A 17,679-nucleotide genomic window follows, 5' to 3' on the forward strand; every position below is an offset into this window, starting at 1 on the left:
CCAGCAAAAGTGGGAACCGGTTTTGCGTTCGGAAATGCGTAAAAACAAATAGTTACAGCGGTTCACTATTAACTGGAACCGCTGTAAGTCGCAAAATAAAAGCCCGCCAGTTGGCGGGCTTTTTTTGAGATTCGCAACAGATCAGTTGTTTGCGCCGCCTGCTGCACCCGGCAGCGATGTCGGAGCCTTGCCAACGCCCTGGATGATCTGACCGATAAAGGTCTGATCCTTGCCGCCCGTTGGGGTCGTGCGCGATACGAAATCGAACAATTTACCGTCCTGCAGGCCATAATTGGCAATATTGCTGACCTTGCCTTCCTTGTCGAAGTAAACCGCAAGGATATGACGGTCGATGATCTTCGGCTTCATGAACTGTGCCGCACGGTAGCGCTTCTGCGAAATGTAATAGAACACTTCATTGTCGAAGGTTGCCGTGGTGGACGGTGTACCGAGTGCGAGAAGCACCTGTTCACGGCTGGAGCCAACCGGAACCGAATCAAGCGCCTCCTGATCGAGCACGTAACCCTCTGTAAGCGTTTCCGACGGGTTTAGCGTGGATGCAGTGTTGCATCCGACGAGAGCCGCCGAAAAGAGAATTGCTGTGCCTGCGAGAAGGGCACGCTGTTTGCGTGCGCTTGGGAAAATTCGCTGCAACAAAGACCTCTCCATACATTCTATATCAGCGCGGCACTTTCGCCGTCGAGAGAACTTCGGTAAACCACCTTGCTTCTGGATGCAACAAGTACGGTCGTACAGGAATGATTCTTCGACTTTTTCGCCGCAAATCAAAAGCTAATGAGACAGTTGTGCTTCGCGTTTACGAGACGATCGTGGCGGCGGCGCGGCAGAAGCGATTTTATGCACAATTTCAGGTGCCTGATACGCCTTTAGGTCGTTATGAGATGCTTTCGGTTCATATTTTCATATCTCTTCATCGCATGAAGGGTGAAAATTCGGTGCTGATGCCGCTTGCGCAGGACATTGCAGACGAATTTTTCAAGGATGTTGATCATTCATTGCGAGAATTGGGAATCGGCGATCAAGGCGTTCCCAAGCGCATGAAGAAGCTTGCACGCATGTTTTACGGGCGCGTCAGCTCGTATGGCACGGCACTGGACGCCGATGATAAAAAAGCGCTGGCGACCGCTTTGACGCGAAACATTCGACCCGATCTCGAATTCTGGCCACATGCTCACTATCTGAGTGAATATGTATTTGCGTGCCGTGATCGGTTGGCAAACATTGAAGACAGTGCTTTGGCAGCAGGCGACATATCCTTTATGGATGCAGACGAAATGATGCTTGCGTCAATCGATAGTACAAAAGAGGCAAACGAGAATGACTGATAAACCGGCGCTGACCTATCCTGTTCCGGTTCTTCATCTGCCCCACAAGGGCTTGACGGTGAAGATTGGGACCAATGACAGGGAAAGAGCAGCATTGGCAGCTGAACATGACCTTCAGGCTGTGAACTCCTTTGCCGCTGAGTTTCTGCTGACGCCGTGGAAAAAGAACGGCATCCGCCTGCGAGGCACCATTAATGCAGAAATCGTGCAGTCTTGCGTTGTGACGCTGGAACCGATCGATGCCACGATTGCCGAAGAAGTGGATACGATTTTCGTACCGGAAAATTCGCGCCTCGCTAAAATTCAGCTCGATGAAAGTGGCGAGTTGCTGCTGGATGCTGACGGCGCAGATATTCCGGAGACTTTCGTCGGCGATAAAATTGACATCGGTGCAGTGGCCGAAGAATTTTTTGAACTCGCACTCGATCCATATCCACGCAAGCCGGGCTTGCCCGCAGATGCGGAACCAGCCGTTTTCGGCGACGTGGAAGAGGAAGAAAAGCCTGATTCGCCTTTTGCCAAGCTTTCAGAATGGCAGAATAAGCCGTGATTTAACTGATGCTTGAGAGAATCTGGTTGTGCGCGACCGGAAAAACACTATTTTCGCGGAAAACCCCTCTGCTTTTAGACAGGCAGTATTGGGGAAGGGATCGCACAGGAATAATCAATAGTGATAAAAATTTCGATTGACGCCATGGGCGGTGATTTTGGCCCAGAAGTGGTCATCCCCGGCGCGGCGAAGGCACTTGAACGCCATCCTGATATCCGGTTCATTTTTTTTGGGCTGGCCGGTCAGGTCGAGCCTGTGTTGGCACGTTACCCGAAACTGCAGGCAGCGTCCGAATTTCGCGCCAGCCAGGTCGCCGTTAAAATGGATGACAAACCTAGCCAGGCGCTTCGCTCTGGTCGCGGCAAATCTTCCATGTGGCAAGCGATTGAAGCAGTAAAGACGGGCGATGCCGATGTCTGTGTTTCGGCTGGAAATACCGGCGCACTGATGGCCATGTCAAAATTCTGCCTGCGCATGCTGTCTGATGTTGAGCGTCCGGCTATAGCTGCCATCTGGCCGACTTTGCGCGGTGAAAGCGTTGTGTTGGACGTAGGCGCTACAATCGGTGCTGATGCGCGGCAGCTCGTAGATTATGCAGTGATGGGCGCCGGTATGGCGCGCGCGCTTTTTGAGATACGCAAGCCGACGGTGGGGCTCCTCAATGTTGGTACGGAAGAGGTCAAAGGCCTCGACGAGATCAAGGAAGCCGCGCAAATTCTACGCGATACACCACTTGCGGGATTGCAATATACCGGTTTTGTTGAAGGCAACGATATTGGCAAGGGCACCGTCGATGTCGTCGTGACAGAAGGCTTCACCGGCAATGTCGCACTGAAAACTGCCGAAGGTACGGCACGTCAGATGGCCACACTGCTCCGTCAGGCAATGACCCGTACATGGCTCGCGAAGATCGGGTATATTTTTGCAAAGGGCGCATTTGACCGCGTCCGCGAAAAGATGGATCCGAACAAAGTGAATGGTGGCGTGTTGCTTGGTATGAGCGGCGTTGTGATCAAAAGCCATGGCGGTGCTACTGCGGAAGGCTTCTGCTCGGCAATTGAAGTTGGCTATGACATGGTGCGTAACAAGCTTCTTGAGAAGATTGAAGCCGATCTGGCTCATTTCCACCACAGTCATCCGCATGCTGCATCCAATGACGGCAGCGAAGCAGCCAAGTGATAATTAACCCTCTTAACCGGGTATGAATGTTCATCGGCAGGCGTGCACCCGGTGTGGTCAGGCTAGAGCAGTTTCATGGAATCGGGTTTTCATCCGAAACTGCTATAAAACAAAAAGATAGAGTGGCTATTCCGGTTCAGGAAAATAGAAGCCGCTCGAGGACAGGAAAAAAGATGATAAGATCTGTCGTAAGAGGTATTGGTTCGGCGCTGCCTAAGCGGATCATGAAGAATGCCGATTTTGAAGGCGTGATTGAAACCTCTGACGAATGGATCGTTCAGCGCACCGGTATTCGCCAGCGTCACATCGCAGATGAAACCGAGACGACTGTTTCGCTCGGTGCAGCGGCTGCGCGTGCAGCGCTTGAAAATGCTGGTCTTCAAGCTTCCGATATCGATCTGGTTCTAGTCGCAACATCGACGCCAAATCACACATTTCCAGCAAGCGCGGTCGAAATCCAGCGCGAGTTGGGTATTACATCAGGCTTTGCGTTCGATCTACAGGCGGTTTGCAGTGGCTTCATCTATGCCTTGACAACAGCGGACCTTTATATTCGCGGTGGCATGGCTCAGCGCGTGCTGGTCATCGGAGCGGAAACCTTCTCGCGTATTCTCGATTGGAATGATCGCACGACCTGCGTGCTGTTCGGTGACGGTGCGGGCGCGCTGGTACTAGAAGCAGGCGAAGGCAAAGGCCTGACGTCGGATCGTGGTATTCTGGCTGCAAATCTTCGTTCTGACGGCAATCATAAGGAAAAGCTTTTTGTGGATGGCGGCCCATCGACCACGCAAACGGTGGGTCATTTGCGCATGGAAGGCCGTGAAGTCTTCAAACATGCCGTGGGCATGATCACAGATGTGATCGAAGCCTCTTTTGCCGAAACAGGTCTGACTGCAGACGATATCGACTGGTTCGTGCCACATCAGGCCAACAAGCGTATTATCGACGCTTCAGCAAAAAAGCTGAATATTGCCGAGGAAAAGGTGGTTATCACTGTCGATAAACACGGCAACACGTCAGCGGCCTCAGTTCCGCTGGCGCTTGCAACAGCCGCCGCAGACGGTCGTATCAAGAAGGGCGACCTCGTGCTTTTGGAGGCGATGGGCGGCGGATTTACCTGGGGCGCGGTATTGTTGCGCTGGTAATTAGAAAATTGATGGGCCGCGAGGAAACTCGCGGCTTGACCGGACCGCGTTTATTTGTGTAACCTCCTGTCACTTAAGGATATTATCTGTTCAAACGCTAACCAGGTAGGTTCGGTTATGGGAGGTAAGACGGTCACACGCGCTGATCTGGCAGAGGCTGTTTACCGCAAGGTAGGCCTGTCCAGAACAGAATCGGCGGCTCTGGTCGAGATGATCCTCGACGAAGTCTGTGACGCTATCGTAAACGGTGAAACTGTGAAATTGTCGTCATTCGCGACATTTCAGGTCCGTGACAAGAATGAGCGCATCGGCCGCAACCCGAAGACCGGTGAGGAAGTGCCAATTCTTCCACGTCGCGTCATGACGTTCAAAGCGTCTAACGTTCTCAAACAACGCATCCTTCAAGAACACCAGAAGCGCGGGTCGAAAAGCGCCAAGTCGTAGTTTTTAGATGGATAGAGGTTTTTAATCTCTTTGTATTTTACTGCGTCGCCCCCTCGGGGGCGAAGTATTTTGCTTGCTTATATATCCAGTGACATCAGCAGCCTGAAATCTGTGCTTCTTCCTGTTATATATGAAGGGGTGCTTATAAAGTTCTGATATTATATAATCTACGGACAAAGCGAGTCGGTTCCCTAATATAACAAGCCGAAAAGTAGGGGCTTTTCGCTCGATATTTATATGTTAAATGCCGTTCGATTATCATGATATTATGGCTCGCACAAAATGACGTGTCGATTGCCATTTGAACTATCTGGGCTGGCAGGACTCGCTGCACGGCGAGGCTAAACCACTGGAAAGGGCAAGCAGATGGACAAAAGCCCTGATGCATTCAGGACTATAAGCGAAGTAGCAGAAGATCTCGATCTTCCGCAGCATGTGCTGCGTTTTTGGGAAACACGCTTTACCCAGATAAAACCGATGAAGCGAGGCGGTGGTCGTCGCTATTATCGTCCGCTTGATGTTGAATTGCTCAAAGGCATTCGCCACCTGCTTTATGATCAAGGTTATACCATCAAGGGTGTTCAGCGACTTCTCCGCGAAAACAATGCGCAATTCATTATCGCGCTTGGCAATGGCGATGTTCAGGCCATCGAAGCCATCACGCGCCAGAAGCAGGCTGCAGCTGAAAAGCAGGCGATGGAAAACGCTGCCGATAATGAAATGGCGCTGCCAAGCGGCATCAAGGCACCGCAACCCGCACGCAAGCTGTTTGGCTTACTGAAGGGTGAGGAAGAAGGCCCTATTGGTGCTGATGGGAAACGCCCATCGAAGGATAATCGCTCGCTTCTTCAGGAAGCGCTTTTTGACTTGCTTGAATGCAAGCGCCTGCTGGATCAGGTTCGCTGAAAAACGGGTTCATGTTTTTCAGATAATAAAATGAAAAAGGGAGGCAGTGCCTCCCTTTCTTTTTTGGCCTACGTCGACGATAGCTTCAGGCCAATAATGCCGGCCAGAATAAGTGTCACGCTGGCGACGCGGAAGAATGTTGCCGCTTCACCCAGAATGAATATTCCGACGACGAATGCGCCAACCGCGCCAATGCCGGTCCAAATGGCATAGGCTGTCCCCAGCGGCAGGGTACGCATTGCAATCGAAAGCAGGGCGAAACTGCCGATCATTGTTACAATCGTGATGACGCTGGGCGTTAAAAGCGAAAAGCCTTCCGACTTTTTCATGAAATAGGCCCAAATAATTTCGAGGCCACCGGCGAGTGCCAGATAAATCCATGCCATTTTAGTGCTCCTTGGGTATGGGCCGTCCCATTTTTCAAGAGAACGAAAGGCCGTCCTTTCGTCAATACTATAGGTCTAATGAGAAGGATGCAGAGCGTCATTGAGATACATGCAGCTCAGCATGGTAAAGACATATGCCTGAATTATTGCCATCAGCAATTCAAGTGCCGTCAATGCGACAGTCATGGCGAGAGGCATAATGGCCGACATTAATCCCAGCGAACCCAAACTGCCCAGTCCAACCACAAATCCAGCAAATACCTTCAGCGTGATGTGACCGGCGAGCATGACTGCAAACAGACGTACTGAATGGCTGATCGGACGTGAGATATAAGACATGAGTTCGATCGGAACGATAATCGGCGCGAGCATCACCGGGACGCCTGCCGGCATGAACAAGCGGAAGAACTTGAAACCGTGGCGTAGCAGTCCGTAAATAGTAACGGTTAGAAATACGAGCATAGCCAGCGCGAACGTGACGATTATATGGCTTGTTACCGTGAAGGCATAAGGAAACATGCCGATGAGGTTGGCCACAAGAATAAACATGAAAAGCGAGAACACCAACGGGAAGAATTTCATTCCGTGTTCACCTGCATTTTCACGCACTGTCTTTGATACAAACTCGTAAAGCATTTCAGCTGATGATTGCCAGCGACCTGGTACGACCTTACCTCGGCGCGAGGCGAGAAAAAGGAAGCCTGCAGCAACTGTCACTGTCAGCAGCATGTAAAGTGCGGAATTCGTGAAAACAATCTGCTGGCCACCCACTGTGCCAAGCTCGACGATGGGTCGGATCGCAAATTGTTCTATAGGCCCAGCCATGGAGCACCCTCCAATGGGGCCGTCCCCTATGCGAACACAGGCACGGGTCGTCCCGCGCAGCCCTCAAATAGAGAATTTTTTCGCGAGCTGCAAGTCCGTGAACAAGCCGATCCTTACGAAAAGTTAATTGTTTCACGCTGGATCAAAGAGCTTTTTAAGCTATCCTTAATTACCACAATCAATTCTGGAGACTGATCAATGGCTATTTCCCGGCGAAATTTTATTGTTGCAGCTTCTGCTGCGGGTGGTGGAGTAGCTTTGTCACCATTTGAAGCTTCGCAAGCCTCAGCGCAAACACCTGTGTCGAAGGCGGAAAATCCCGGCTTTCATCGGTTTCAGTTTGGTGACTTCGAAATCACGACTCTTTCTGATGGACGTCGGGCGGGTGAAGCGCCAGAGAAGACATATGCGATCAATCAGGATCCAAAAGATGTTGCGGCCTTGCTGGAAGAAAACCTACTTCCTGCCGACCGTTTTGTGAACAGCTTCACGCCTGTTCTTATCAATACCGGCAAAGAGCTCGTTCTGTTTGATACGGGTATGGGAGCAGGAGCTCGTGAAGCCGGGCAGGGCAAACTGATCAGTGCACTGGAGGCTTCCGGCTACAAGGCGGATGACATTTCTCTGGTTGTTCTGAGTCATTTCCATCCCGATCACATCGGCGGCTTGATGGAAGAGGGTAAGCCCGCCTTTGCAAATGCACGCTATGCCGCAGGACAGAAAGAGTTTGACTTTTGGACCGATCCAGCCCGCCTTGAAAGCCCTGCAAAGACCGTCGCACAAATGGTCGAAAAGAACGTGAAGCCGTTCGCAGAAAAGACCATCTTCATTGATGATGGCAACGAAGTGGTTTCGGGTATCCATGCCATAGGCGCCTTTGGCCACACACCAGGGCATTTGGCATTCCGAGTGGAATCGGATGGCAAGTCGCTTATGCTGATTTCAGACACAGCTAATCATTCGGTTATCACCTTGCAGCGTCCCGACTGGCATGTTTCGTTCGATATAGACAAGGAAATGGCTGCCGAGACTAGAAAGCGAATCTTCGATATGCTGGCTACGGATCGCTTGCCATTTATTGGCTATCACATGCCATTTCCCTCGCTTGCTTATCTGCAGCGTGCTGGCGAGGGCTACCGTTACGTCCCGGAAACCTACCAAATCCGTAACACGTAGTTCTTACAGCTTTGTGGTGCGGGCGTCTCCATTTTCACAAATTCAGAAAATAGACCTTGCACCACAAGTCGTTATATTCTAGGGCTTTCTCCGGCTCGGAGCGTAGCGCAGCCCGGTAGCGCACTTGACTGGGGGAAAAGTTCCCTGAAATCTATTCCCCCAAATTAATCAACAGGTTACCTGATTTGAAAAGTCGCTCACAGTAATTCTCGTGGCGTTTTTTGTTTTGCCGTTATCTTCGAATTCTTGAACAAATTTTTTGAGTTTCCCACACAGGAAAAACCATTCCTTTTTATAGTGGCAGGATGCGAACTCGCGGTGCAGTCGTTTCTCCAGCTTTACCGATCCCGGCATGTAGAAAAGTATCTCGCAATCATCAGGTGTTGCGGTCCTGATGGATCGAAATCGCGATGATGGATCGTGAGAATGTCCAACTTTTACGAAATAGCCGCTCTTGATCATGTAAACGTAGCCATACTTGGTTTGGCGGATCATATTTGAGGACTTTGCAGCTCTACGCAAAACCGATCGACAGGTTATGCTCATGCCTTGAGCATCTTCTTTTACTGCTCGTTCAAATTCCTTTGCTTCTTCAAGATCGACCGTAAGCGTTGACCCTGAGTACCTTTTCCCATCCATCCGGAAATCGTAACTGTAGAAATGCGTGTCATCTCGCTTATAGACGCTCATTCAGCTTTCCTCTTTGGCACTTCAACGTCAATTTCATCTTTGTTTCCGCTCATTGCATCCATAGCGGATCGCACATCTTCCATCATCGCATGCGCATATTTCGTGGTAGTTTTGATGTCGGTATGGCCGAGTAACTTCTGGGCTACGCGTAGATTGCTGGCGCGCAAAATCCGGGTTGCGGCTGTGTGCCTGGTATCGTGAAATCGGAAGTTCTCGACACCAGCACCTGACACGGCTCGGCGCATCGCGCTTTTCAATCCGCTCTCTCTCAGCGGGTATCGCGTCCCACGCACATATTCCGGAATCTTCGTTGTTCGAATTGCTTCAAACGTAAATACTGCCGTTTCATGATTGTTGCGCTCATCCCAAAGCAGGTCGAAAATTGCCTGTGACATTGGGATTGTTCGCACCTTATTGCCTTTTCCGGTCACGGTGAACGTCTTCCCGAAGAAATCCACGTGAGCCCATGTAAGACCAAGGATCTCCATTCGCCTACAGCCTGAGAGAAAAGCAAAGCGCACAGCCACATCATAGCCGCGCTTCAACTTGCTCATTATCTGGGTTTCTTCGCCGGTTGAGGCTTCGCGCACCCGTTCGCCCTTTTCCGGCAACAGGTGCTGCGACCAGTCAATATCGTTGACCTTAACTTTCCATATCTTCGCAGCCCGCAGCATTATTTCGCGTAGCGGCTGCGTCATGGTTCGGTTCACAGTGGCAGGCGATATTTTCCGCGGCTCTTTGCTCTGCGGGACTAATTCATTTCGACGTTTGGCGACCAGTTCAGCTATCGTTCGGTCTGTCACTTTGCTTAACTTGGTCCGGCGCCCGATCGATGCCTGCAACCAGTCGAGGGACCAAAGCGTAGTGTCTGAATTTTTATGATGCTGACCGACCTCGTGCCAATATTTGTTGGATGCGGTTTCAAACGTTAAATCATCCGACTTGAAATCAGCCTGCTTATGCGCTTCAAGCTCGGCTTCTTTTCGCTTTACCTTTTCGAATTGGCGCGCCTCTCGCTCCGTCTTTTTTCCAGTGTTTCCCGAAAATCGATGACCGCGTAGCCGGAACTCGTAGGAGTACGTGCCGTCCTTGCTGTCTTTTCGGATGTATACTGGCATTCGGTTGTCTTTCGTTGGTTCTTAAATGCTTCAATATCTGCCGGTTCGTACCGGCGGATTTTCCGCATGCCTCTGCCTATGTTAATGAAAGGCAACTCACCGTCATCTGTCAAATGGATTAGGTGTCGATGTGAAATGCTCAACGCTTCTGCGGCTTGTTCAGGTGTGAGTAAGCTCATTCTCTCCCTCCAACTTCAACGAGCATTTTCCAGCCTTCAATTTCGAGGCGATGCATTTCTTGGGTGCGGTGATTCTCAACAATCATTTCGAGGATGATGTTAATCAGGTCATCGTTGGGTAAGTCGCGAATGACCTGACCGCGATAAGTGGTGATTGTTGGAAGATCGCCCATCACTCCCCCCTTTCTTGCAGTGCGGCGCGGTCTGCCGGTGTGCGATTGTTCCAGCGTTTTGTTACGACGCGGCGTTGAACATCCTCGGAAACTCGCAATGAAACAAGAACCGTTGAATGCTCCATAGCGAAACCGCAAGGTTCACTACGTAAAAGCCAAGAAAGATCATCGCCCCGAAAGTCATGCGGTCGTTATTGATGCCATAGAATGCATTGGGGAGCCACTCACGACGAAAAATAACTGGCAGGCACGACGAGAAGCGATCCAGAATACCATAACGTTTTCGAGTTTCGCCGAACTGGAAAGCAATCGCCAGTCGAGCGGCCATACACTCGCATTCCTGAAGCCAAAAAAGATTAAGTCCTTAGATATTCGAAAGGTAAAAGACCCGAATTGGACAAAAGAAGAATTAGATAAACTTCTTGGTTATCAAACACAGGCGGGGCTTTTCGATGACGAGCCGAAAGACATAAAGCTACTTAAAAAGCTGCCCTACGATTTTTACTACAATTATATTTGTGAATTGGACGGCGTCGACTACGAACATACACACAAAATTGTTGATTGGGAGGCTGGCGCTCTTTATTGGCACTGCGCCAATAAGTATGGCGACAACTGGGAAGCCCCATTCCGAAACAAGCTGGAAACGGAACTTCCGAATAAAGAATTATTGTTTCTGATGGGAACTATTCACCGCTTCCCGGATACCTGGCTGATAATAAGCCTCGTCTATCCGCCGAAGACAGAGCCTGCACGTGATTTATTCAGCAGCTTCTAACCGTATTGTAGGCAGCATCGCCAAATTACGTTCGTATTTTTTAGGATCATCGCCATAAAGGTCGAATGACGATATGTCGAACTCGACAAGCTTCTCTGCAATGATCGTTCGATGACAGGTTTTAGGGTCGCGCTCGAAACACAACATGCATGTGATCTTTTCCGATGCCGTAAGCGAGAGTTCAGCAACTTTTTCTTTAGCTGCATCGGTTTCGATATGTGCCGTATAAATCTTGCGGAACTCGTCAAATCGACCAGCACGCGCAGCGTCTCTGCCCGGCTTTGGGTCGCCCAACGGCTGATAGGAGTGGTACTCTATACCTGCTTGTTCAAGCCGTTCCCGAAGAGAATTTTTTGAAAAGCCCTTCTTACGTGAGAGCGGCAACGCTCTGACGTCAGCGAGCACTTGCACACCTACGACCTGAAGCGTGCGCACAAACTTGTCGATATCTGTGCCTTCGTAACCGATTGTGTAGATGGTGCTCATGAGAGGTATTCCTTTTCCGTCAACACACCACAGTGTGGTTAACATACCCTTATACGCTCTGGCGTAAACGGCAATGCGTTAACTTTTTATACCTTCACACTGTTGCCGAATTTCACCATGTGGCATTTACGGAGGCAGAGGATAGCTATTAACACCCATTGTAACTCATAATGTTGTTACTGAAATGTGGCCCGAGGCAGCTAGAAGAATTGAATGTTTCTCTCTACTGATATTGGAGGCAAGTCCCATTCGTCAAAGATCGACGATCTCGCTATCTCCTTTTCAAACCCCGTCAGCTTTCTGACCACTCTTTCCATTCTCTTAAATTCGTCTTGCGACAATTCCGGAGACAGCCGTATTTTACTTATAAGCTTGTTTGGATCGCACGGATAAGATCGAATATTATTCTTTTCTAGGCATGTATAATCCGCATCTATAACGAGAGAAATTAAACGAACTTCATTTTCCCCGCTAAAAAAATGAGATTTAACAAGAAAACTTCTAGCTAGAATATCTAGACCCGCGTACTTATTAAATATATCTTTTCTATGTCTAGCCGCTTTATTTCTATCAATGTATCTTACTTTACCTATGTAATACCTATCTTCATCGTAGTACGGGTCCCTTTGGTAGTGCAAACTTTCCACCAATGCTCGAATGGTTGTTTGAATTCTCACGTAATCAAATTTGCTTCGCGCATATGACTGCCACATCAAGGCAGATGACTTTTCCAGCGTCCAGCACTGAGCATAAGCTAATTCATCCAAGCCCGACGTCAGTCCATCTGGTTTATCGTAACCGACCTTTAAAATATTACCATCTGATTTATCGGACCATAAACGTGGGCGCACCAAAACATTTTTATGATCTTCAAACATTTGCTCCAGATAATCTAATCTTATTATTCGATAAAGATTAGTATTTTCGCTTAAGGCATCTAAATTTTTAACAGACATATCGGTCCCCCTACTGATAATCTAAAGCAATGCGCGATCATTTAATGAGTTCATCGATCCTGACCTTGAGCGCTTCCGCGAGTTTCTTCAAAGCATCGAGCGAGCCTTCGCGGGCACCGCTTTCAATCTGCGAGAGGTAAGGTGCGCTCATACCGGCAGCGTCGGCGAGTGCCTTAGCGCTCATTCCGCGAAAGTCACGCCAAACCTTGATTTTGTTCTCGCCGTCGATCATGCGGTTGACGTACTCGGCCGGGATCAATTCTTCTTCGCCAGCGGACAGTTTTGCGCGGAACTTGCGACCAGCTTCAATGTCTTCGCGATCTTCAAAAGCTTCGAGCAGCTTGTCATAGTCGGCCTTGGGAAGGACTGCCATTTCCTCCCCCTGCGGAGTAGTAATGAACTGTACATGTAATTTCATGATATCTTCGCCCGTGATGCGTAATAGCGTTTGAGGCTCGCCGCTATGCCCATTTCCGATAGGAGGCTAGTTATGACAGATAAAGCGGCAATCGATCCACGACTTTTGAAACTAGTAAGTTCGCTTGCAAAAGCGGACGCTCGCGAAGATCACGAGCAGTGGCTCAGTGGGCTGCCGCCTCTCAAGGCGGATGCCCTATTGCCAGCCAAAAAGCGAAGCCAGAAAGAGGACGACGCAAAGGTCACAGTGAATTGGCATTCCGTCTTAAAAGAAGACAAACACTGTTCTTGATCAGCGTGTTTGCAAACGAACTCCCGGGCCGCCAATCGACGTTTCTCCCTCGTCGATAAACACAGCGCCATTTGCTTTGAGAGCGTCCGTGACTGCATCTAGTGTATCTGTGCGAACACGCACGCGATCCGCCCCGGCCGCCTCCATGTTGCGCACCGTATTGGTGCTAACACCTGCTTTTTCTGCGAGCGCCACTTGCTCTAATCCGAGCAATGATCTTGCTGCTCTTATCTGATTACCTGTAATCGCCATTTTGTATCATCCATATTTTTTTAGGTACGATACCTAAAATATTATTGACCGCAAACAAATTCGACGTATATGGTGACTAAACCAATAAAAATAGTTATCATAACCAAAAAGAGCAGTTTTATGATTATCGACCCATATCCTCCGCGACACACCCGTTACAGCCTGCAAGCGATAATCACGCGTCAAATGGCCGACGTGCTTCTAGAGAACAACGTCGATCTTGCAGTCCTCGACGCCTGCCGCCATGAGCTTGAACGAGCGAACTTCGGAAAACTTGCAATTGATGCCCTTATCGAGGGAGCCACTCAACTTGCTGTGAAAGATTTCGTCGCTAATTGGCAACCAACGAAAGCTCGAAATTAAAATCCCGTGGTTACCGGGTGGTTACCAGAGATACATTTGAGATAAATCTGAGAGGGCTTACAGCAACCACTCTCTTCTAATCTATTGTTCTAATTGGGGAAAAATGGTCGGAGCGGCGGGATTCGAACCCACGACCCCTTGACCCCCAGTCAAGTGCGCTACCGGGCTGCGCTACGCTCCGAGCCGGAGAAAGCCCTAGATTATATAGGGTTAAACCGCAAGCCCCTAAAATCAGAAAAAAGAACAAACTGAACACAGATGTAAGTTCCGTGGCGCGTCAGAACAAAAAACGCCACGAGAATCGCCACGGAGGTTCTTTTTATGTTCTCAAGCGTTTTTCGTGAATTGACTCTTACACCAACTGCGGAACAATAAGGGAACAAATAGACACGCCTGGCGGCGAGTGTGTCTGCTTTTAACGGAGCAGAACAATGAATGCAGTTGTGCAAGAGAATGAATACGACGAAGAAATTGAATTGGTGCTGGCCTATCACAAGGGCGATGTACGGGCCGCAATAGAAGCGCTGCTCAAGGACCGTGATTTTCTCGTCAAAGAAATCGAGTACGCGAGCCTTGCTATGTCAATGGGCTTTGCGCGTGGCTGGAAACCAACGATCATAAAATGAAAACGATCTTGAGAAGTTTGCGACACACGAATGTCGTTCGCTTCTCCTGTGGGCTACATCTGTAGCGTCAATGTTTTTCTGAGACATGCTATTACCCTTTGTCGATTGCTATCGACTGACAATGGCAAGTGTCGCACCCGTAGGGCGTGGTAACTAATTTTTTATATTTCGATACCCATTTTACCGGCTGCCCTGAATTTGTTCCTCATCCACTCGAGATCGTTCCCATCGACATTTCGCTCCATATCAGTTGGAAATCCCATGTCGCACCACAACGTTAACGCAACAGTGTATTTCGACGGCGTGCTTTTTACTGATTTTTGCAAGCTTTGCCATTTTAGATCAAAGTTACGAGCAAATAGGATGCCGAGCCAGTCGATACGGGTCGGCTGGGCCACCTTGGATGCATTGCTTCGGTATTGTTCGAGACCGTCACGAAGCTGTATAGCCGACGAGAGAAGGATTTCGCGTAAGCTAGGTGGAAGTATTTGAGCCTCGAACTCGTGCAGAGTAAGATTTTTGAAATCAGGGTCAGGGTTTTTGGTGAGGGTTGCCAAAAACTCTTTCAGCATTTCCGATAAATTTCCGCCAAGCCCACGCAAAAGGTCTATCGTCTCGCGGCGACGTTCTTGCTCGCGGTACCTGTCCTGTGCGGAAATCAGCGCAGCGATTGCCGCCATTGCTAATTCCGAACGCCACGCTTTTGTAGCATCTGTATCCAACTTCGGAGAAATGCCACCTAGAAGTTTGTCTATTTCCCAACCGGGTTGATCAAGGCGAGCCATGACGGCTGTTAAATCGTAACGGCAAATCCAATCCGAAAATGTAATTGACTGAGGCACAGACGATTTCAATTAATTATGCCTCCCGTCTCGAGAACGGCAAGAGTGTTGCCGTATCAGATACGGGGGCTTCTCCCATAGCTTGCGCAATTTTGGCGGCAATTTCGTCGCTTGCTTGTCGAACTGCATCGGTCGCAAGATGGGCATATCTCTGTGTTGTTGCAACATCGGCATGACCGGCAGCTTTCCGATTACTTGCAAACCATGGCCGTCACTGGCGCCGGCGGAGGCAAAACTATGTCGAAGATCGTGGATGCGTACGCCTTCTAAGCCTGCCGCTTTACAGACGAGACGCCACGGCCTTTTCAGGTCTGTTCGCGGCTGTGGCTTGCCGTCCCGGTTTTCGCCTGGAAAGACATAATCACTTCTTTTCAAGTCAAGTAAGCTTACCAGAACCGCACGAGCCGGAGCGTTGAGAAGAACCGTTTTGGGGCCAGTTTTACTATCACGCAACCTCAACAGCCCGCGTTCTAAATCCACCTCTTTCCAAGTAAGGTTTAAAATTTCTCTGAGGCGAGCGCCTGTGAATATCAACATCCGAAGTGCAGACGCAGCTTCATGGTCAATTTTAACAAACCTGTTCTCGGGTTTTGGCGCGTGCTTGGAGTTTGCTTTAGTCTCGTCAACTTCGTAGGCGATGCCAACTGTTTCGGCTTCGCGAATGGTTGCACCTAAGCGCTGCAACTCTGCTATGTCGAGAAATCTTTCCTTCGATTGCTCCTTGTATTTTTCAATTCGATACGTCGGACGCCGAATATTATCGGGTAATAGTTCAATCTGTTCGGCAAAACCGTAAATTGCAGAAATGACCGTCACGACGCGATTTGCCGTAGCAGGTTTGTCCGCGAGCGATACATGGAGCGTGTTTATTTCGCCCCGTGTTATGGTTCGAGCATCACGATGTTTAAAAGCCGGGAAAATGTACTTGGTAATGATGTGGCGATAGAAGTCGTCCGTTGCCGCTTTTCGTCTAACCCTAACGTGGTCACGCATAAAACGTGCCGCGAGGCGGTCCATGCGCAGATTGCGTGCTAAACGGCGCTCTTTGTCTGCACTTGCGCGTGCCGCTTGAGCGGCTTCGCGCATTGCAGCATCGGTTGCTTTGCGATCTATACCGGCTTGGCCTTCACGGATAAGCTCAGCTGCTCGTGCGCGAGCTTGTTCTACGGTCCATGTTCCAAACTCTCCTATCGAAACGCGCTTAGTCGGAGCAGACCTCCCTCCGCCAATTCTAAATTTGGCAACAAAAACCTTTTTCCCGGTTGCGCTGATTTTGACGCCAAATCCTTTTACGGCTCCATCGCCAGCATCCCACAAGAAGAAAGGTTTTCCATCCGGAATGGCGGCTTCAACGGCCTTTTTTGTGAGCTTTGCCATTAATCACTTGCCCCTTTGCTATCATTTACAAATGAGAGCTAGTAACCACCGGGTAACGACCGATACTATTCGATAACGTTAGCTCTTAGCTGACGCTATCTAATAAATCGCTATAAAACAATAGGTTGTCAGTAACACTTTTCAACGTTAGACGACATTCTTGATAGAATTTCATAACTGGGGGTCAAGGGGTCGTGGGTTCGAATCCCGCCGCTCCGACCATTTTTCCCCAATGAGAACAATGCATTGACGATGCTGGTGAACCACTTTCGGTTCAACCTGCAGTCACATACATTTTTCAGTCTTTCCGTCGCTGCAATTAGCTTGGAACTGCACGATGGGTAGTTACGGTCGTTGCGTAAACCGTAACCAGCGGCCGGGTGTCATTCCAAAGGCTGATTTGAAATGCCGCGTGAAATGACTCTGATCTGAGAAACCACAGGCTAGTGCAGTTTCAGCCAGACTTATATTGCTGCCGGATAGCATGCGCCGACCTTTTTCAAGCCTGCGCATAATTAGATAGCGGTGTGGGCTCGTTCCATGAAGTGCTCTGAAATGGCGTGACAATGTATATCGGTCGAGACCGGAAATGTTCTCAAGATCGACAGATGATACTGTGCTTTCGATATTCTCCTTAAGATATTCACGAATATTCAAGATCGCATCACGCGCAATAAATTTTGGATGCGTAATTTCTCTATCTGCATGCTTCCATAGATTGGACTGCAAGCGCATTATAACGTCGTCGAGTAGCAGTTCATCGGGTTCGTTGCTGAGATCTATAAGAACCTCCACCAGCAATTGATGCAGCGATTTGTCAGACAATATTGGTTCTTTGACAAAAGGTAAGATGTGCGTGCGACTTGACGCTTCCAGCAATAGTTCCGGCGGAAAATAGAACATCCTGTAATGCAGCATGTTTTCAGAACCGGCGGCACCGTCATGAAGTTCGTCGGGGTGAATGACAATCGTATTCCCAGGAACGCTAACGCGGGAGGCTCCACGATAGCGAAATGTCTGTACACCGGCTAAGGTTATTCCGAGCGCATAGGTATCATGACGATGAGGGCTAAATCCAACGCCATGGAATCTCGCATCAATGCGATCAATGCCCCGTTTTGTTGGAGCATGCAGAATTCGCTCAGATTTGCACAAACGTTCAATACTCAAAAT

The 17,679-nt window shown here is 49.4% G+C and carries 25 protein-coding genes, 1 tRNA gene and 1 pseudogene; 11 read left to right on the forward strand and 16 right to left on the reverse strand.

All coding sequences use genetic code 11. The annotated features are described in order from the left end of the window. Positions 1-141 precede the first annotated feature (141 nt). On the reverse strand, positions 142-657 hold the full coding sequence (locus OIV19_RS17390; protein WP_095446397.1) for an outer membrane protein assembly factor BamE: 516 nt from the start codon (positions 655-657) through the stop codon (positions 142-144). Between the two features lie 101 nt (positions 658-758). Here OIV19_RS17390 and OIV19_RS17395 point away from each other — a divergent pair, with 101 nt between their 5' ends. The 6 genes from OIV19_RS17395 (at position 759) to OIV19_RS17420 (ending at position 5,570) form a co-directional block, all read left to right on the forward strand. Next, a complete protein-coding gene (locus tag OIV19_RS17395; RefSeq protein ID WP_095446398.1) occupies positions 759-1,346 on the forward strand; it encodes a ubiquinol-cytochrome C chaperone family protein in 588 nt (195 codons plus the stop codon). Then, complete coding sequence (locus OIV19_RS17400) at positions 1,339-1,896, forward strand: YceD family protein (protein ID WP_151095560.1); 558 nt, start codon at positions 1,339-1,341, stop codon at positions 1,894-1,896. Before OIV19_RS17395 ends, OIV19_RS17400 begins: the two co-directional genes overlap by 8 nt. A 120-nt stretch (positions 1,897-2,016) precedes the next feature. Beyond that, entirely contained in the window at positions 2,017-3,075 is a 1,059-nt protein-coding gene (gene plsX, locus OIV19_RS17405) for a phosphate acyltransferase PlsX (protein ID WP_095446400.1), read from the forward strand. Between the two features lie 173 nt (positions 3,076-3,248). After that, complete coding sequence (locus OIV19_RS17410) at positions 3,249-4,220, forward strand: beta-ketoacyl-ACP synthase III (protein ID WP_264232428.1); 972 nt, start codon at positions 3,249-3,251, stop codon at positions 4,218-4,220. A 117-nt stretch (positions 4,221-4,337) separates the two neighbouring features. After that, the gene (locus tag OIV19_RS17415) at positions 4,338-4,664 is read left to right on the forward strand and encodes an integration host factor subunit alpha (protein ID WP_024897430.1); all 327 of its coding nucleotides are present in this window, start codon (positions 4,338-4,340) and stop codon (positions 4,662-4,664) included. A 366-nt stretch (positions 4,665-5,030) separates the two neighbouring features. Next, positions 5,031-5,570, forward strand: a complete 540-nt coding sequence (locus tag OIV19_RS17420; RefSeq protein ID WP_095446401.1) for a MerR family transcriptional regulator — start codon at positions 5,031-5,033, stop codon at positions 5,568-5,570. A gap of 68 nt (positions 5,571-5,638) precedes the next feature. Here OIV19_RS17420 and sugE read toward each other — a convergent pair whose 3' ends face one another. Beyond that, positions 5,639-5,956: a quaternary ammonium compound efflux SMR transporter SugE gene (gene sugE, locus OIV19_RS17425; protein WP_095446402.1), complete on the reverse strand. Its 318-nt coding sequence runs from the start codon at positions 5,954-5,956 to the stop codon at positions 5,639-5,641. A 75-nt stretch (positions 5,957-6,031) separates the two neighbouring features. After that, positions 6,032-6,781: a F0F1 ATP synthase subunit A gene (locus OIV19_RS17430; RefSeq protein WP_151095557.1), complete on the reverse strand. Its 750-nt coding sequence runs from the start codon at positions 6,779-6,781 to the stop codon at positions 6,032-6,034. A 198-nt stretch (positions 6,782-6,979) separates the two neighbouring features. Between OIV19_RS17430 and OIV19_RS17435 the strand changes: the two genes are divergently transcribed. Next, on the forward strand, positions 6,980-7,957 hold the full coding sequence (locus tag OIV19_RS17435) for an MBL fold metallo-hydrolase (RefSeq protein ID WP_095446404.1): 978 nt from the start codon (positions 6,980-6,982) through the stop codon (positions 7,955-7,957). Between the two features lie 168 nt (positions 7,958-8,125). On the opposite strand, the gene OIV19_RS17440 is transcribed toward OIV19_RS17435, so the two are convergent. From OIV19_RS17440 to OIV19_RS17460, 5 genes and pseudogenes are all read right to left on the reverse strand, one after another. After that, entirely contained in the window at positions 8,126-8,647 is a 522-nt protein-coding gene (locus OIV19_RS17440; RefSeq protein ID WP_264232429.1) for a GIY-YIG nuclease family protein, read from the reverse strand. Continuing rightward, on the reverse strand, positions 8,644-9,765 hold the full coding sequence (locus tag OIV19_RS17445) for a site-specific integrase (RefSeq protein ID WP_264232430.1): 1,122 nt from the start codon (positions 9,763-9,765) through the stop codon (positions 8,644-8,646). Before OIV19_RS17445 ends, OIV19_RS17440 begins: the two co-directional genes overlap by 4 nt. Before the next feature lie 23 nt (positions 9,766-9,788). Further along, a pseudogene (locus OIV19_RS17450) lies at positions 9,789-9,944 on the reverse strand (helix-turn-helix domain-containing protein); the annotation flags it as partial. Further along, positions 9,941-10,117, reverse strand: a complete 177-nt coding sequence (locus tag OIV19_RS17455) for a hypothetical protein (RefSeq protein ID WP_264232431.1) — start codon at positions 10,115-10,117, stop codon at positions 9,941-9,943. The gene OIV19_RS17455 and the pseudogene OIV19_RS17450, both read right to left, overlap by 4 nt. 61 nt (positions 10,118-10,178) lie before the next feature. Next, complete coding sequence (locus OIV19_RS17460) at positions 10,179-10,445, reverse strand: hypothetical protein (RefSeq protein WP_264232432.1); 267 nt, start codon at positions 10,443-10,445, stop codon at positions 10,179-10,181. Between the two features lie 12 nt (positions 10,446-10,457). On the opposite strand from OIV19_RS17460, the gene OIV19_RS17465 reads away from it, so the two are divergent. Then, positions 10,458-10,895 (forward strand): DUF8757 domain-containing protein, encoded by a 438-nt coding sequence (locus OIV19_RS17465; RefSeq protein ID WP_498831061.1) that lies wholly within the window; start codon positions 10,458-10,460, stop codon positions 10,893-10,895. Here OIV19_RS17465 and OIV19_RS17470 read toward each other — a convergent pair. The 3 genes from OIV19_RS17470 to OIV19_RS17480 form a co-directional block, all read right to left on the reverse strand. Beyond that, a complete protein-coding gene (locus tag OIV19_RS17470; RefSeq protein ID WP_264232433.1) occupies positions 10,878-11,381 on the reverse strand; it encodes a DUF488 domain-containing protein in 504 nt (167 codons plus the stop codon). The genes OIV19_RS17465 and OIV19_RS17470 overlap by 18 nt on opposite strands. Before the next feature lie 200 nt (positions 11,382-11,581). Next, the gene (locus OIV19_RS17475; RefSeq protein WP_264232434.1) at positions 11,582-12,337 is read right to left on the reverse strand and encodes a hypothetical protein; all 756 of its coding nucleotides are present in this window, start codon (positions 12,335-12,337) and stop codon (positions 11,582-11,584) included. A gap of 37 nt (positions 12,338-12,374) precedes the next feature. After that, entirely contained in the window at positions 12,375-12,710 is a 336-nt protein-coding gene (locus tag OIV19_RS17480; RefSeq protein WP_264232435.1) for a helix-turn-helix domain-containing protein, read from the reverse strand. Positions 12,711-12,827: 117 nt separating this feature from the next. On the opposite strand from OIV19_RS17480, the gene OIV19_RS17485 reads away from it, so the two are divergent. Next, positions 12,828-13,046 carry a hypothetical protein gene (locus tag OIV19_RS17485; RefSeq protein WP_264232436.1) on the forward strand — a complete coding sequence of 73 codons (219 nt, stop codon included), beginning with the start codon at positions 12,828-12,830 and terminating at the stop codon, positions 13,044-13,046. On the opposite strand, the gene OIV19_RS17490 is transcribed toward OIV19_RS17485, so the two are convergent. Then, complete coding sequence (locus OIV19_RS17490; protein WP_264232437.1) at positions 13,047-13,298, reverse strand: helix-turn-helix domain-containing protein; 252 nt, start codon at positions 13,296-13,298, stop codon at positions 13,047-13,049. It lies immediately after the preceding gene. Positions 13,299-13,418: 120 nt separating this feature from the next. On the opposite strand from OIV19_RS17490, the gene OIV19_RS17495 reads away from it, so the two are divergent. Next, positions 13,419-13,661, forward strand: a complete 243-nt coding sequence (locus OIV19_RS17495) for a hypothetical protein (protein WP_264232438.1) — start codon at positions 13,419-13,421, stop codon at positions 13,659-13,661. Between the two features lie 104 nt (positions 13,662-13,765). Here OIV19_RS17495 and OIV19_RS17500 read toward each other — a convergent pair. After that, positions 13,766-13,842: transfer RNA gene (locus OIV19_RS17500), tRNA-Pro, on the reverse strand. A gap of 250 nt (positions 13,843-14,092) precedes the next feature. Between OIV19_RS17500 and OIV19_RS17505 the strand changes: the two genes are divergently transcribed. Continuing rightward, positions 14,093-14,287 carry a CUE domain-containing protein gene (locus OIV19_RS17505; protein ID WP_264232439.1) on the forward strand — a complete coding sequence of 65 codons (195 nt, stop codon included), beginning with the start codon at positions 14,093-14,095 and terminating at the stop codon, positions 14,285-14,287. A gap of 161 nt (positions 14,288-14,448) precedes the next feature. Here OIV19_RS17505 and OIV19_RS17510 read toward each other — a convergent pair whose 3' ends face one another. From OIV19_RS17510 to OIV19_RS17520, 3 genes are all read right to left on the reverse strand, one after another. Next, a complete protein-coding gene (locus OIV19_RS17510) occupies positions 14,449-15,141 on the reverse strand; it encodes a hypothetical protein (protein WP_264232440.1) in 693 nt (230 codons plus the stop codon). Then, the gene (locus OIV19_RS17515) at positions 15,142-16,506 is read right to left on the reverse strand and encodes a tyrosine-type recombinase/integrase (RefSeq protein ID WP_264232441.1); all 1,365 of its coding nucleotides are present in this window, start codon (positions 16,504-16,506) and stop codon (positions 15,142-15,144) included. It lies immediately after the preceding gene. 345 nt (positions 16,507-16,851) lie between these two features. Then, the gene (locus tag OIV19_RS17520; RefSeq protein ID WP_264232442.1) at positions 16,852-17,676 is read right to left on the reverse strand and encodes an AraC family transcriptional regulator; all 825 of its coding nucleotides are present in this window, start codon (positions 17,674-17,676) and stop codon (positions 16,852-16,854) included. Positions 17,677-17,679 lie beyond the last annotated feature (3 nt).

It is taken from the genome of Brucella sp. HL-2, assembly GCF_025846885.2.
Classification (GTDB): domain Bacteria; phylum Pseudomonadota; class Alphaproteobacteria; order Rhizobiales; family Rhizobiaceae; genus Brucella; species Brucella quorumnocens.